Source organism: Paenibacillus tarimensis, from assembly GCF_021532315.1.
Lineage (GTDB): Bacteria > Bacillota > Bacilli > Paenibacillales > Paenibacillaceae > Paenibacillus_I > Paenibacillus_I tarimensis.
On sequence record NZ_JAKGAO010000012.1, the window covers coordinates 324,198 to 339,780 of the forward strand.

The 15,583-nt window shown below is 52.0% G+C and carries 12 protein-coding genes and 1 riboswitch; of the genes, 4 read left to right on the forward strand and 8 right to left on the reverse strand.

The features are described from left to right. Positions 1 to 24: 24 nt before the first annotated feature. From L1N82_RS14690 to L1N82_RS14700, 3 genes are read right to left on the reverse strand one after another with little or no spacing between them, the layout of a single operon-like run. Positions 25 to 1,635 (reverse strand): UxaA family hydrolase, encoded by a 1,611-nt coding sequence (locus L1N82_RS14690; protein WP_235288189.1) that lies wholly within the window; start codon positions 1,633 to 1,635, stop codon positions 25 to 27. A gap of 4 nt (positions 1,636 to 1,639) precedes the next feature. Further along, on the reverse strand, positions 1,640 to 3,118 hold the full coding sequence (locus L1N82_RS14695; RefSeq protein WP_235288190.1) for a tagaturonate reductase: 1,479 nt from the start codon (positions 3,116 to 3,118) through the stop codon (positions 1,640 to 1,642). Beyond that, the gene (locus L1N82_RS14700; protein WP_235288191.1) at positions 3,115 to 3,945 is read right to left on the reverse strand and encodes an amidohydrolase family protein; all 831 of its coding nucleotides are present in this window, start codon (positions 3,943 to 3,945) and stop codon (positions 3,115 to 3,117) included. The genes L1N82_RS14695 and L1N82_RS14700 overlap by 4 nt, the downstream gene beginning before the upstream one ends. A gap of 164 nt (positions 3,946 to 4,109) precedes the next feature. On the opposite strand from L1N82_RS14700, the gene L1N82_RS14705 reads away from it, so the two are divergent. After that, positions 4,110 to 5,000, forward strand: coding sequence for an AraC family transcriptional regulator (locus L1N82_RS14705; protein WP_235288192.1), 891 nt, complete (start codon positions 4,110 to 4,112; stop codon positions 4,998 to 5,000). Positions 5,001 to 5,081: 81 nt separating this feature from the next. Here the strand turns inward: L1N82_RS14705 and L1N82_RS14710 are convergent, their stop codons facing one another. From L1N82_RS14710 to L1N82_RS14720, 3 genes are all read right to left on the reverse strand, one after another. Next, positions 5,082 to 6,407: a multi antimicrobial extrusion protein MatE gene (locus L1N82_RS14710; protein ID WP_235288193.1), complete on the reverse strand. Its 1,326-nt coding sequence runs from the start codon at positions 6,405 to 6,407 to the stop codon at positions 5,082 to 5,084. Continuing rightward, positions 6,407 to 7,870: a serine hydrolase domain-containing protein gene (locus tag L1N82_RS14715; protein ID WP_235288194.1), complete on the reverse strand. Its 1,464-nt coding sequence runs from the start codon at positions 7,868 to 7,870 to the stop codon at positions 6,407 to 6,409. The genes L1N82_RS14710 and L1N82_RS14715 overlap by 1 nt, the downstream gene beginning before the upstream one ends. 93 nt (positions 7,871 to 7,963) lie before the next feature. Continuing rightward, positions 7,964 to 8,842 (reverse strand): hypothetical protein, encoded by an 879-nt coding sequence (locus L1N82_RS14720; protein ID WP_235288195.1) that lies wholly within the window; start codon positions 8,840 to 8,842, stop codon positions 7,964 to 7,966. 360 nt (positions 8,843 to 9,202) lie between these two features. On the opposite strand from L1N82_RS14720, the gene L1N82_RS14725 reads away from it, so the two are divergent. Then, positions 9,203 to 9,967 carry a GGDEF domain-containing protein gene (locus L1N82_RS14725; RefSeq protein ID WP_235288196.1) on the forward strand — a complete coding sequence of 255 codons (765 nt, stop codon included), beginning with the start codon at positions 9,203 to 9,205 and terminating at the stop codon, positions 9,965 to 9,967. A 48-nt stretch (positions 9,968 to 10,015) separates the two neighbouring features. Further along, on the forward strand, positions 10,016 to 11,218 hold the full coding sequence (locus L1N82_RS14730) for a glycosyltransferase family 2 protein (RefSeq protein WP_268821996.1): 1,203 nt from the start codon (positions 10,016 to 10,018) through the stop codon (positions 11,216 to 11,218). 86 nt (positions 11,219 to 11,304) lie between these two features. On the opposite strand, the gene L1N82_RS14735 is transcribed toward L1N82_RS14730, so the two are convergent. Continuing rightward, positions 11,305 to 12,381 (reverse strand): hypothetical protein, encoded by a 1,077-nt coding sequence (locus L1N82_RS14735; protein ID WP_235288198.1) that lies wholly within the window; start codon positions 12,379 to 12,381, stop codon positions 11,305 to 11,307. Between the two features lie 61 nt (positions 12,382 to 12,442). Then, a riboswitch (cyclic di-GMP riboswitch) is annotated at positions 12,443 to 12,525 on the reverse strand. Positions 12,526 to 12,591: 66 nt separating this feature from the next. Next, on the reverse strand, positions 12,592 to 13,665 hold the full coding sequence (locus L1N82_RS14740) for a glycosyl hydrolase (protein WP_235288199.1): 1,074 nt from the start codon (positions 13,663 to 13,665) through the stop codon (positions 12,592 to 12,594). Positions 13,666 to 13,852: 187 nt separating this feature from the next. On the opposite strand from L1N82_RS14740, the gene L1N82_RS14745 reads away from it, so the two are divergent. Next, positions 13,853 to 15,541, forward strand: coding sequence for a DUF2334 domain-containing protein (locus L1N82_RS14745; protein ID WP_235288200.1), 1,689 nt, complete (start codon positions 13,853 to 13,855; stop codon positions 15,539 to 15,541). Positions 15,542 to 15,583: the final 42 nt, after the last annotated feature.

The window sequence follows — 15,583 nt, forward strand, 5'->3', positions numbered from 1 at the left end:
TTTCCCTCCCGATGTCAAACTACGCTATAGAATGACGCCATCCTTGAAGATCGCTATTTCTTTGAAGCCATTGGCTTCATTGTGCGTCTGAACCTCGCCGGAAGCGAGTGAGATCAGGTATGCCCACAGCGAGTCAGTCAACGATTCCATCGATACACCCTCCAGCAGCCTGCCCGCGTTAAAATCTATCCAGTTGCGCTTACGCGCCGCCAGCTCGCTGTTCGTTGAAATCTTCACAGTAGGAACCGGCCCGCCGAACGGTGTGCCGCGCCCCGTTGTGAAGAGCACGATATGAGCTCCTGCTGCGGACAGCGCTGTGACGGAGACAAGGTCATTACCCGGCGCTTCCAGCAGCGTAAGCCCTGGCAGGGAAGCGCGTCCGCCATACGGCAGTACATCTGTAACGGTCGCATGCCCGCCCTTCTGTGTGCAGCCGAGCGACTTTTCCTCCAGTGTGCTGATTCCGCCTGCTTTGTTCCCGGGAGACGGGTTCTCATAGACCTCCTGGCCATGGCGGATAAAATACTGCTTAAAATCGTTTACCAGACTAACGATCCGGCTGAACACCTGCTCATCTGCGGCCCGGTTCATCAGAATAGTCTCGGCTCCGAACATTTCGGGAACCTCTGTCAGGATTGCAGTTCCGCCGGCTGCTATCAGCTTGTCGGAAACAGCGCCTACGAGCGGGTTGGCCGTAATCCCGGACAAGCCGTCCGACCCCCCGCACTTGAGGCCCAGCTTCAGCTTGGATACCGGTACAGGCTCGCGTTGAAAGCGTTCTGCATAAACGACCAGTTCCTCCAGCAGTTCGAGTCCAGCCTCGAGCTCATCCTCTTCATCCTGTGACTTCATAAATTTTACACGCTTCGGATCAGCATTACCGATGACAGACTTAAACGCGTCAATCTGATTGTTCTCACAGCCAAGCCCGACCACAAGTACGCCAGCGGCGTTCGGGTGGTTGACGAGCGAGGCCAGCAGCTTCTGCGTATATGTCAAATCATCCCCAAGCTGAGAGCAGCCGAACGGATGCGCAAAATGGTAAATGCCGTCTACCCGGCCTTCGAATATGGTACTGCCGCGTCGCGCCAGAATTTCGCAGGTCTTATTAATGCAGCCTACTGTATTAATGATCCAGATTTCATTTCGGATACCGACCTCACCGTTGCTGCGCACATAGCCCTTAAAGGTTTGAGAAGCCGGCACATTCTTGACTGGCAAGGCATCGTCAGCAGCAAGGCCTGCAGGCTTGTCAGCTGGGCCGGCTGCGGCTTCCGCCGATACGCCCGCTGCTGTTTCCGCAGCGGGCCGCCCGGTCTGATCCTGATCCGGCTCATACGAATAATCCAATATCCCCTTCAGCCCGCTTGCAAGGTTGTGCGTATGCACCCAGGTTCCCGGCTCAATATCCTGCTTAGCCACGCCAATGGAATAGCCGAATTTATGAATGTGCTCTCCCGCCCTCACCCTGCGGGTCAGTATCTTATGTCCCTTGGGGATGGTATCAGCTGCAGTCAACCACTCCCCTCCGTTCTCCCCACCAGGAGTAATCCCTTTCAATCTTGCTCCCGCCGGAATTTCCTCCAGCGCAATCACGACATGATCCTGCTCATGAAGACGTATCCACCTGCTCATCTTATCAGCTCCATTCTTCCAGGCAGCGGCTGACAGCTTCCGCAAGTCCTGGCCAGCTCGACAGATCCGCTCCCCATACTGGCAAACTCAGCAGCTCGCGCGCCGTCTCAGCTGCCGGCAGGCCTGCTTCTTCCGTCTTCTTCCAGACTGCGGCAAACTGTTCAAGCACCTGTACGTCGTCTCGTACCTCATAAATTTCACCCGTTAATGTACGTCCCACATAGCCGCCGCCATCCTGCCTAACCTTCACGTAACGGAGCAGACCTGCCAGTGCGCGGGCCAGCCTGTTAGGCACTGGCTGGCCCTGTTCTGCGTAATAAGCGATGCTCGGCAGCAGGCGCACTTTAAATTTACTCACGCTGTTCATGGCAATATCAGATAGCCGGTGTTTGATGAACGGATTACTGAACCGCTCGAACACAGTTTCTGCGTAGTCGAGCAGTTCGGCACGGTCCATCGGCATAGACGGTATGATGTCCTCATTTACTGCTTCACGTACATAGCGCCCAAATTCTAGATCCTCCATCACTTCTCTCACATACCTGAAGCCGTGCAGGATGGCAGTTGGCGTCATCAGCGTGTGGGCACCGTTGAGAATTCTCACTTTCCGCTGCTGGTACGGCTTCAGATCATCGGTCCATACCACATTAAAGCCAGCGGTTTTTAACGGAAGCAGACCTTCCAGCTCCTGCTCCGCTTCGATTGCCCAGAAGTGATACGGCTCCGCCGTATTGAGCATCGCATCCCGGTAGCCCCACTCCTCAAACCACTGCTCAGCCTGTTCATCCGGATAACCGGTAACAATCCGGTCGACCAGAGAGTTCAAGAAGCGGCTGCAGCTGGTTACCCACTGTATGAACGCCTGCGGCAGCTGCCAATCCGTACAATAACGAAGGATGCAGGCCTTGAGCTCATCCCCGTTGCGTTCAAGCAGCTCACAAGGCAGGAACACCAGCCCCTTGTCAGGCGCTCCGCCAAAAGCCTCGTAACGCCGATACAGGAAATAAGCCATTTTCCCGGGAAACGAGAGGATAGGCTGGCCTTCCTTCAGCTCCTCTTGCCGGTAGACAAGGCCCGCTTCCGTCGTATTGGAGACGACAACCTGCAGCTCGGCGCTCTCCGCCAGCGCCAGAAACCTTTCCCAATCCTTGTAAGGGTCAATAACTTGCGAGAATACCGAGATAACATCCTTGCGCTCTACCTGCCTGCCATTCTCCAGCCCCCGGGTTACAAGGGTATACAAGCCGTCCTGCCCCGCCAGCTCAGCGAGCTTGGCGCTCCCCGATGGCCGGGGCTGCGTCACGGCAATACTGCCTTCATAGCGTCCCTGCTTGCGGGCTTCATGAATCATCCAGTCCACAAACCCGCGCAGGAAGTTGCCTTCCCCAATCTGCAGCATCGTTACCGGACTGTCCTTGACTGCAGGAAGAAGCTCCTGCTGCCCGGCATTCAACAGCTCTTTCGTCAGAACCTGTTCACTCATAATTGATAGAACTCCTTTGCGTTTAGTCCGAATAATCGGTCGTACTCAGGCTCGCCCCAGCTACCTGGCAGCGCGGACAGCAGCACGTTAACCACATCCCCGTACTCGGCCGCCATGCGGCATACCGGCCAGTCGCTGCCGAACATAACGCGGTAAGGTCCGAATACTTCGGCCGCATGACGCACATACGGCACAAAATCATCCGGCTGCCATGCCTGGTGATCGGCTTCAGTGACCATGCCTGACAGCTTGCAGTACATCCCCGGGTGGGCAGCCACTTCAGCCAACTGGCTGCGCCAAGGCTCCAGCTCCCCTGCCGCTATCCGCGGCTTTCCCAGATGATCCAGCACCCCCTGAAGGCCAGGTGCCTGTTCGAGAAGCCGCAGCGTATCATTCAGCTGAGATGCGGTGACAAGCAGGTCAACCGGGATTTTCTGTTTTGCGAGATAGCTCATATGCTCAATAAACAAGGGAGTAAGCCATTCCGCTGCATCCTTCATCTCCTGAATCATGACTCTGAACCCGACCAGCTTAGGATGCTGCCTGAGCCGGCTGCATTGAGAGAGACAGGCTGGCTCCGCCGGATCCAGCCAGCCGACCACTCCGCCGATGGAATCGTAACGCTCAGCCAATCCCAGCATATATTCCGTCTCTGCTTCGGTCGGCGCAGCCTGAACGAGTATCGTCCGGTCTATACGGTGTCGTGCAAGCTCCGGCTTCAGATGCTCCGGAAGATAATCCCGGTACAGCACCGGAATATCCGGCGTTATCCACCCGTAATCGCCTCGTTCAATCGACCAGTAATGCTGATGGGCATCAATACGCACAGCGGCATTTCAGCTCCTTTACAGCTATGATAGCGCTTTACTTTACCAGCTTCCTTCATTATAAAAGGAATAAAATCAGGATAAAATAACGAATTCCCACACATTTATACTCTTTTTTGATATTCTAGCTGTAATACTGCGATCCTTGAAGGAGGTTTGGGCGGATGAAGCCGGTGCGGAAGCAGTTTGACCTGCAAACTCCTTTTCCATTTGAATATAACTATCGTGATACGAAGCACCCGCTCACCGAGCTGCCGGACCATCTGCATGAGTGGTATGAGCTGGTGTACATCTACGCGGGCAGCGGTTCGTTCTTTGTCGACCGGACCCTGTATGACATGCGGCAGGGCGACTTGTTCATGCTCCCGTCCAATTCCATCCACCGCTCCCTCCCGGACCCGGATGACCGGATTGTCTCAACCGCCATTTTCTTCAGCGGGGCGCTTGTGCAACAGCCGGCCCTGGGCGAGGCCTTTACCTATCTGCGCTGCTTCGAGCATGCACGCAAGCAGCAGAGCTACCGCTTGCGGCTGCAGGCGGATGACCAGCGGCAGCTCGAGCAGTGGATCGATGCAATTCACACCGAGCACGTCAAACAGCTAACCGGCTACCGTCAGGCGGTTCTTCTGCTGCTCCAGCAAATACTGCTCTTCTTGAACAGGCAGTTAACTCCTGCGGGCAGCGAGCATTCGGCCGAGCATGCCACCCGGCCGCTGTGGATGAGAAGCATGCTGCAGTATATTGATGAGAATCCGGCCGGACAGCTGGGCTTGACCGAGCTGGCAAAACGGGCCGCTGTCACCCCAGCCCATTTTTCAAGAGTCTTCAAGCAGCTGACCGGCATGAATGTAACCGAATATGTGACGGCCAAACGGGTTATTCTTGCGAAGGAGCTGCTGGTCGCAACTGATGATAATGTCGGTCAGATTGCAGAACGCTGCGGGTTTGAGAGCCTGCCGCATTTTCACCGTATGTTCAAGAAGGTAAGCGGCATGACCCCTGCAGCATACAAGCGTTCACAGCTTGCTCCAATCCCGCATCCTCCCTCCATATAGGGTACGAAGGGAGATAAATTCTATATCTAGGCTAAAAAGGCCGCATCACGAACCGGATGCGGCCTCTTGCATATGCATTATCTACTCCTTCAGCCGCCGAAGCAGCACTAGCAGTACAAGCCCCTCTGCAGCCAGGCCGCATGACTGCGCCAGAGCACCGACCATGCCGTTCCAGCCGGGAACGGCTGCTGCAGCCACCAGCAGGGCCGCGACGGTAACGATGACATTCCCAAGCTGGGAGAATGCCATCAGCCGGGTCTGTTTGCGCAGCATGACAAGCCCGTTACCGAAGTCTACCCAGGGGAATACCAGTGCAAACAGCACGAAGACGCGCAATACGCGGAGGCTTTCATCCAGCAGCTGTCCCTCGCCCCCGATCACAAAGCCCACTATAACAGGACCAGCTGGCGTGAAAGCCAGCAGGGCTACAAGCAGAGCCGGAACCGTGTGAAACAGCAGGGCGAACCGCCAGACTCCCCGGGGATCTTCCTGATAGAAATTTAAGACAATCTGGTGCACATACGTATAGAAGCTCGTAATCAGCGTCGTGACACTGAGGGCAATCGCATAGGAAGCGATGGCGAGCTCAATCTGTGACGTTTTGCCCAGCATGGCATTAATCGACGGCCCGATAAGAACTGACAGGAAAGAGGTCATAATCAGCGGACGGTAAAACGGAAAGACATCCCGCACCCTGCTTACACCCGATGAAGCGTGCTTCTCAGGCATAACTCTGTAGATCCGCCTGCCTTCCAGCCAGCTGACCAGCGCCTCCACCATCATCCCAGCCAGGAAGATAAGCGCCCCGGTCCGACCGTCTATCTCATGCCCGGAGCTTATAAAATAGAGGGAAAGCAGATACATAGCCGCAAGCCGTACAACCATGCCGATTGTCAGCCACTTGGTCTGCATATTCCGGATAATTATTCCGTGGTATAAACAGCGTATCGCTGAAAATACCGTCACGAGGAAGAGAACCCGGTATCCTTTAAGCACTTCTGCCACAAGCTCGTCTCCAATGGTATACACGCCTCGGAACAGTGCGGCCCCGAGAGGCGAATAAGACATAACCGAGCCGAACACCAGAGTGAACAGCAGCAGGTAGAGCGTCACCCACCCGACCGCCCGAAAAGCGACCCGGTCGCCTGCAAGCGCCGAACAGGTTTGTCTCAGGAAGACGACTGGACGCTCGGTAATGATGAACAAGCTCATCGCAATGGTGTAGCCCGCGATCGTTGCTTCAGGGTTCAAGGAGCGGGATAATGTTCCGTTGACAATTACATGCGACAAGGCTACTAGGCTTGCCGATAATCCAAGCGGCACGAAGAAGGCCAGCATGCGCCGCAGGCTGACGCGTTCGTTCAAGCGTATGTCCGGTTCTTCAGCTGAACGGGGGGCAGGCTGCATTATTCTGCATACCTTCCCGCAGCCTTCTCGGGGACACCAGACTGCAGTCCTATATTCTGGGTTATGGCTGCTTGCAGCTCCCTTCCCTCAAACCTGCATACCATCCGCATATTTAGAGGTGTTTCAATGAACCGGAAGTTCAGCTCCAGAACAAGGCTTCCAGCTTTCCGATAGACAAAGGCCCGGCCGAGCATTCGCTCCCCCTTCATCACCCCTGCCTCGGCACGGCCTTCCTTCCAATCATCCAGTCCAAAAGAGAAGTGCTCATCTTCATCCTTAATCAGTGTTATAAAACTGCCATCGACTTGAAGCTCAAACGTCTTGATAAAGCTCTGGTCATCGTCAAAATGATAGGTCCGTCCCGCTGGGATTTGCAGCACATCATCCGGCTGATTAACAAGCTCCCCACCATTGGCCTCAGCTGGAGCATGATCAAGTCTCAGACTGCGAAGCCTGGCTGCAAGACTGCTGTACGCAGCTTGCGCAGGCGGCAAGGGCTGTTCCTTCATGGCAGGCAGCAGATGCTCCCACACGGCATCCAATATCGGCTTCTCCTCCTGCAGCCCGCTTGTAATCGCTACGACGGCATTCTGCTTTGGCATTACGAAGATATATTGACCAAACATGCCGGCAGCCCGGTACACGTCATGACGGCACAGCCAGAACTGGTAGCCATAGCCCTGATGCCAGTCATTATCCGGGTCGCTGCCGTTATCAATCTGCTTCATGGAGGACTGTCTGATCCACTCCGAAGGAACCAGCTGCCGGCCATTCCAGACACCGTCCTGCAGGTATAACTGTCCCAGCTTGGCTATCGATTCTGTTGTTGTCCTCAAACCATATCCGCCGACTGTGGTCCCATCCGGCCACGTATCCCATACTGCTGTCGAGATCCCGAGCGGCTGAAACAGCCTTGTCTGCAAATAGTCAAACAGCGTTACACCGGCCACCTTCTGCAGAATTGCGGAAAGCATATGGCTGGCACCGCTGTCATATGCAAAATGCGTGCCCGGCTTATGCTGGACCGGCTGCTCAAGAAATGCTTTGATCCAGTCGCCATCCTCACATTGAATCATCGGACCTGTCACATCGGTTTCATGACCCGTTCCCATTGCAAGCAAATCATGCACACGCATCTCCTGCAGATTCTCCGAAGGTATTGAAGGCGCTTTCTCGGGGAAAAATGAAAGAACCTTATCGTCTACTGACAGAAGTCCTTCATTAACGGCTAACCCGATCGCTGTCGCTGTAAAACTCTTGCTCACTGAGAACATCTGATGCGGTTCATCCGGTTTATACGGATGCCACCACCCTTCAGCAGTGACCTTCCCTCCACGCACAAGCATAAAGCTGTGGAGCTCCTGACCGCTGGCTTCCACAGCATTGAGAAAAGCTTCAACAGCAGCGGATGATATTCCCTGTTCTTCCGGGGTACTGCGAGGCAGACGATTTGATTCACTCATGAACCATCCTCCGTTCACTAGTTAGTCCTGACCTCTTTATTGTACGTTCTCCGGCAGCAACAGGCAATGGCAGCGCTGTGTCTCATGAGCTCGTCATCCCCTTACAGCATGTTTGTCAGGCTGCTGTAAAATGCTGCGCAGCAGCATCAGTAGAGGCAGCAGAGCGGCCAGAAAGCTCAATGCACCCAGGACCGATAGTATAGACCAGCTAAACACCGCCTCACCAAGATAAGTCTGCCAGCCGATAAATAACAGCCCTAATGTGTAAGCAATTCCAGTCCAATGAACCAATAGGCGGCGTGCAGCCTCACTTAAGCTGGAACGCTCCCCCAGCCAGGCCACCAAGGGCACAGCCTGCAGCGCATGAAACCCAAAGCCGTGCAGCCATATAATATTTCCTTCCGTCCCGGTGAACCGGCCCTCGTTAACCGAGAGCCAGATCCCGGCAACAAAGGATATCATTGTTGCCGCCATGGCATACCGCACAGCCATGACAAGCAGCGGTCGTCTCTTCGCAGCCTTGCCGCTGAAGAACGGAATAGCAAAACAAACATACAGGAGCAGCAAAAGCAAAGCATCGATGACGAATAACAAGCTGATAAAGCTGTCCAAAGCCGTTCCGCCCTCCGTAAACCTCGGATTTAGTCCGCGAAAATTCTGAATCGTTTCCGTGAAGTAGCCATACAGGGCCAATATAATGTAGGACCAGCGGAAGACGGCAAGACTTCTCCTCCCCATGCCTGACAAGGGAGCAATCGCTGCTGTTGAGATAAGGAAGATCCCGAGAGCCGCATTAAATGATATTGCCTTTGATACATCGCCGTCAGGCGCCACCGGACCCCCATAGAGCATCACCCATACCGCGCAGATACCGGCAAGGATAAAGCCCAGCACCCCAGTCAGAAGCATCCACTTCTCGCCTTGAAACAGCTTTACCGGATGTATGCATTCTTGTGCCTGCTGATTGCCCAAACTAAACACCCTCTTTTCTGCAAGATTATCCAACTCCATCTTATAAGAGGGGTGTAAATTCTGAATCAGACCTCGGTTGGTTCTTGCAACCGGACCTATGCATGGCGAGCGCTCAGACCATCGCCCAGTTGTGCCGGGGGACGGTTCATATTATAATGAGCGGCTTCTGGCAGCAGGGACAGGCATCAAAGAAAACTGCCCAATGATTGTCTTTCACAATTCAATAGGTCATTAGTAGCACTAAATCTAATTAACATAAAAATATGATAATATTTGTCGAATTATGATGGGCTTTATGTATTATTTCATTTATAATTAGCTGGATAATATGGTTTGAACTCTCATTAAGAAGGTGACCCAATGAAACGCGAAAGACTGATTGTATGGCTGTTTATTTTAACTGTGGGTGCCGCTGTGGCTCTAGTAGCTTCGGCGGAAGGTGAAGAGCTGCTGGCCTTCTGCACCATTGTCGTACTGTCAGCTGTATGCTTCGCCTACCTGAAACCGCTCCAAAGCTTTGCCCTGCTTGTTGTCGAAATGCTGGGAACTGGCTTCTGGCTGGCCTTTCAAGGCTACATGAACGAATGGGACAGCTCAGAGCAAGCACACGCTATTCTGACCAATCTGGCTTTCATGGCTTGTGTGATATGCCTGTGGCTGACCGTCTCCCAGCTTGTTAAGTATGGACAGGCTTACACCGAGATGGATGAGGAGCTGCAGGAACTGCGAAAGTATGAGAAGGATGCCTCGGTGCTGACAATTAATGAGTTCATGTACCGCATGGAATCGATCTTCGTAGCCATGCGTCGCCGTAAGGAACAAGGCTATCTGCTGAGGATCAAAATTAATGCGGCCGGCAAAGAATTTGCGAAGAAAAGCGTGTTCCACGCCTTTGCCACAGCTGCATTGAAATCGGTAAGAGAGCAGTATGATCTCGTTGGAAAAGTATCTGACTATGAGCTCGTCATTCTGCTGCAAAACACAAACCGTGATGGCGCCCTGATCGTAGAGGAACGCTTCAAGGCTTACCTGCACCAAGAGGTGAACGTTCCGGAGAGCTTCTATGAAACCAGCCTGCTGGAACTGCCTGATAATTGGAGCGAAACGCAGGCTATAGTGGCCTAATACACCATGTACGGCTGAAGGAGGCCCATAGTGAACACGACCTTAATTATGATTGTCAGCTCCACACTATTCTGGACCCTGCTTGTGTTTTATTCGATCCTTACAGTAGCAGGCATTCTGTACCGTTCCAAACCGAATACCTTCAAGCCGCTGGAAAAGTATCCGAGCGTCAGCATCTTTATTCCCGCACATAATGAAGGCAAGGTCTTGGCCGAAACGCTGGATGCGATGGTGAAGCTCGAGTATCCCGGCGAGCTGGTCATTTACCTGCTCAATGACAATTCCAAGGATGAGACCGGAGAGATCGCGGATTTCTATGCCAGCACATTCCCCCGGATCAAGCACATCCATGTACCACCCGGCAAGCCGAGCGGTAAGTCACGGGTGCTGAACTACGGACTCTCCATATCCGATTCCGACTATATCTGCGTCTATGATGCTGACAACCAGCCCGAGCCGCAAGCACTGAAGCTGCTTGTTGAGCGGGCTGAGCAGGTTCCCGGGGCTGTCGGCGCGGTCGGATATGTGTGGACAGTTAACGAAACGAAGAACTGGCTTACCCGAATGATTGCAATGGAGTTCAAAGTCTTCCAGCTCCTGATGCAGAGCGGCCGCTGGCTGATGTTCAAGACCGGCTCACTAACAGGGACGAACATGCTTGTATCCAGGGAAACAATGATCAAGAACGGCGGATGGGACCCTTACGCGCTTGCTGAGGATGCCGACCTGACCATGACCATTACGGCGGCAGGCGGCCTGCTGCCCATCGTCCCTGAATCCAGGACCTGGGAGCAGGAACCCGAGACGTTCCGCGTTTGGCTCAAGCAGCGTACCCGCTGGATGGAGGGGAACCTGTATATTATTCTGAAGAGTCTGCGCAAGCCCAGCTGGTTTAAAGGACGCACCTTCGCCCATTCCTTCCATCAGCTTATTGTGTATGTAGGTTTTGTCCTGCTGCTCATTATCTCTGACATATGGTTCATTCTGGGGCTCCTCGGCAAAGCGGGAACCGATATTACAACGCCCTTGCTTATTCTCTGGTTCCAATCCTACCTCGTTTATCTGATGCAGCTGTTAAGCGCTCTGACTGTAGACCGGTCATTGACACCCAAGAATATGTTTATAGCCGTTATTATGTACTTTACTTACGCACAGCTGTTCATGGTTCTGCTTGCCCGTGCGATCTACTTACAGATCAAGAAGGCTTGGAAGAAAGAAGATGTCGTGTGGGACAAGACAGTACGATTCTAGAGCTTAAGCAATAATAAGCCGACTACTTTCCCGTAAACATAAAGGCATGCCCAGTGTCGCAAGGACACGGCATGCCTTTTTATTGTTTAGATGAGCTTAAGATTAATTAATGCTTGTTCCGCCAGCAGGGCATAGAGATTATCGAAGGAGTAGGAATCTCCACCGCTGACATAACCGCCATACATGGAATCCTGGGGATCATTCACACGCCAGACGATCATCCGATTATACAGATCCAATGCGAAGCTGCGGTCACCCGTCTCCAGTGCATACATAATGGTTAAGCCATAGAGCGCCGGGCATTCGAAGGTAACACTTGGTGCAGCAGAAGCCCGATTATAGCCTGCAACGAGGTATTTGTATGCATAGAAGTCCTTCTTCACCAGCTTGTAGAGAGCCGGCGAGGCCAGTCCGTTCTGCGCACGGTGCAAGGCTATATACATCTGATCAATCATGTTAACGGTTGAATCATAAGTAAACTGCTTGGTTTTTATATTATAATTTTTAGGGAAGAATGTCCCGTCAGTCGGCATCGTCTTCAACAGGTTTAAATTCTGGTTCATAACCGACTTGTCAATCTGGCGAGCATTGTACATCCGTTTCAGTGCCGTAGGCACAATATAAGAGAGTGTTACCGATTCAGATACATAACCAGAGTTTTCATCATAATAATCTGTGAAGAGACCGTTACGCCCGTTATTCATCCTGCTGTATGTACTCAGCTTGTCAGCAAGCAGCTTGTATTCCGGATTTCCCCACTTCTGATTCGCGCTGTACAGCGCGTCAATAATCTTGTGGTCATCGATCAGCGCATTCGTCGTTACTCCGCTTGTCCCGTCTGCAGACAGCTTCCAATAGACAAGCCCAGATGTTGACAAGTAATTGCGCTGTAATTGGTCAAAACCGCTCTTAAACAAAGCAGCATCATTTTTGAGAACGGCATAGGTCATCCACAAACCCAGAGATTCGGACAGAGACTCACGCCCGCCAGCCATGTTAGGGTCTGACGACGATTGAGTGGAGCTCAGTCGAGTGGCAATGGTACCATTGGAATTATACATATGGGATTGGATAAAGGTTTCTGTTGGGGAAAAGGTGACGGCTGATGCCTGGGCGGCAGGCGCCGCGGCACTTACCGCTAATATTACGGCAAGACCAGCCATTATACGGCGTCCTGATGACAGTATGCGGAAAATAGGGACCACTCCTCACGATTTATATAAAACCGGCAGCCCGGCTGTCTTAGCTTGCGCCTTAGACCCGTTGCTTTGCGTCATTGCCTTTCGGCAATTTTGCCTTTGTAGATAGAGTTTATTGGTTTATACTGCCTATCTTATAACAGTGTTCGACAAGCATGAAATAGTTAATTGGACCTATTTTAACGCAGATTCGGCTAGTAATGGGAAAAGGTTGTCAAAGATATGCGTGTTTCCTTCGTATACATAACCTCCCTTATACCGCTCGTCCTGTCCTCGCATCTCCCTCAGCCGTTCCCAAATTTTCTCTGCAAACTCACGGTCACCCGTTTGAAGAGCAAGCAGTATGGCGAGCCCGTAAGCGGAGGGGGATTCATAGGAGACGTCAGGCTCAAGACTTCGTGCATCATAACGGCCGTAAAACAGGGATCTCTCCTGAAGCTCAGCTTGCAGAAAATTCATTAACGCCCCCGTTTCCCTTCCCGCCTCGTCTGCATGTATGGCAACAATCAACTGATCCAGGATGTTCACAGATGAGTCAAAGGAATACGCTTGCGTTATGACATCGTATGATTTTGGAAAGAACGGCCCCTCTGACGGCATGCTGTCAAGCAGGCTCACATAGTTATCATACTCGGACTGACTAATCAGCCGATGATCGAGCATTGCTTTTAGGGATGCAGTATCCACATAGACAAGGCTAAGGGTAGTCGAGCTTACATGGAGCTTAAAATCATGAAAATCCGTAAGATAGCCGTTCATTTGCCCTTGTGCCAATAAATTCCGGGTAATCCTGCCCGCTGTATTCACATAGTCCTGCACTTCCCATTGCTTATAAGCCTCAAGCAGGGCCCCTACAATTCTCAGATCGTCGCCAAGCGCATTCGTCGTTACGAGAGCATGACCGTCCGGCTGCAGCTTCCATTTAATATACGGGTCAGGTCCCATGAAGATATTCTTCAGCACCTGATAGCTGTTCTGGAACAGCTCTTCGTCCTCTTCTCTCACTGCATATTGCATCCAGAGTCCTAACGATTCGGACAGCGCTTCCCTGCCGGCTGCAAGGTCCGGGTGTTCACTCTCTGCCTCCTGAAGGTAGGTTGCAAGGGTGCCATTAGAATTAATCATTGAAGTCCTGATAAATGTTTCCGTCGGAGACACCTCCTTCTCCAGCTCGATCCTATAGAGATAAGCACTCAATCCCACGGCACAAATCACTGCAGCTGCTGTAATATAATGTCTAATCTTCAACCCGGCACCTCCGGTGTCTCAAACTATAGTCTTACTATATTATAAAGGAACACAAGGCGAAAGGTCGATGATCCACGTCAATGGTCCCAAAGTTTTATTTGACGTTAAGCAGTCCAATGGATAATATTTATAGGAATGAGAAACTAATCCTCTGTTTCTTTAATTATTATCATAGGAGACAATTCTAATGAGAAAATCGATGATCTTGTGTATGTTAATTGCGATGATTATTTCGTTTCTATCCCATCCGCACGGGAGTGTCACAGCTGCCAGCCCCCAGCCAGCCTCCGCTAAAGATATAAGAGCGCTTATCATATACAGCCTTGCGCAGAAGGAAGATATTCACCAGGTTAGGATTCTCGATATGCTGGCAGGACACTTCTCCAAGAACAGTACGGTCATCTCGGATGAAGATATTGCCAGTGTGTCAGGTGATACATACACTCATCTCTTCTATTACGGTCTGCAGCAGAAGGAGCTGCCGGCTGAGCTTATTATATTCGTCGACAACTTCAAGGGTCCCGTTATGCTGATCAATGAGAATGTCAGGCAGTTTCCCGGAAGGTACGCTTTCGTAACCCGCAATAGCTCGGTTCTCATGAGCGCGGTCACTGTTACAGGCTCCAGCGAGACCGTCGTGCTTCCAGAAGAGCGCCTTGCGGCTGAAGTGCAAATCAGCCAGGACGCCGAAACGCTGCTTTCCGGAACGACGGCTCAAGGTGAGGTGCCTCTGCTTGCCCGCAAAGGCGACTCCTATTATCTGGCCACTGCATCGTTATTCAATCCAATCGGCTATCTGCTTGGTGAGTCTTTATTTTCCTTCTTCGGTCAGGAGGGCGTTCGCCAGCCAACCCTTTATCTTCGCTTGGAGGACATCCACCCGAAGACAGAACATAAGAAGGTAATGGAGATTGCAAAGTATTTGAAGAGCAAGAACATTCCGTATATGCTGTCGGTTATACCGGTCTATACAAATCCCGAGACACTGAAGGAAATTCATTTGGAGGATTCGCCAAGGCTCGTCAAAGCCCTTCGTTATGCGCAGGATAACGGCGGCAGCATCGTACTCCACGGGTACCGCCATCAATACAGGAACTCCGAGACAGGCGAGGGCTTCGAATATTGGGACGCAGAGCATGATCACCCGATCACGCAGGCAGCTCATGAGCAATCGTACGGCAGGAATGACTTTGACACAGAGGAAGCCTACGAAGCCTATCTAAAGAAAGGACAGGCCTTTGAGGAACGTTATGTGAAGGAGACGCTGGAGAAAGGCGTGCAGGAGCTGATTGACCTAAAGCTTTATCCGCTTGCCTTTGAAGCGCCTCACTATGCGATGTCATCAACCGGTTATGCGACCGTTGCGAAGCATTTTTCTACCTATGTCGGCCAGATCCAGTTATCCGATTTGACCTGGACAAGCAATTATGCGCCGATCTATGAGAGCTACCCCAGCTATCTGAAGGGCATGAGACTGCTCCCCGAGACGATTGGATATGTAGAGAGCGGTGATCAGAATGGTGTCGATGCCATGATGGAGAAAGCCGCCATTTATGAGAACTACACGGACTCCTACATCGCGGGATTCTATCATCCCTATCTCGGGTTTGATTTGCTGCAATCGCTGGTTGATGAAATGCTCACGATCAAAAATGCCAAGTGGCTCGATCTCAAGAATATTAATAATGAAGTAAACATCGCGGATATTTCCATTCGCTCCTCAAATGGCCTGATACAGGTTGAGGTCGATGGACAGCCATTGCCGGATAAAGAAGAGGCAGGTTATATACAGCAGAGTTTACCTTATGCAGGCCTGCTGATTGTAATTCTGATCGCCGTACTAATCATCCGGCGGCGCGGATCCGCTCAGGCATAACAAATAAAGCAAGGGGTGTCCTCAGTCTTCACGACTTTCAGG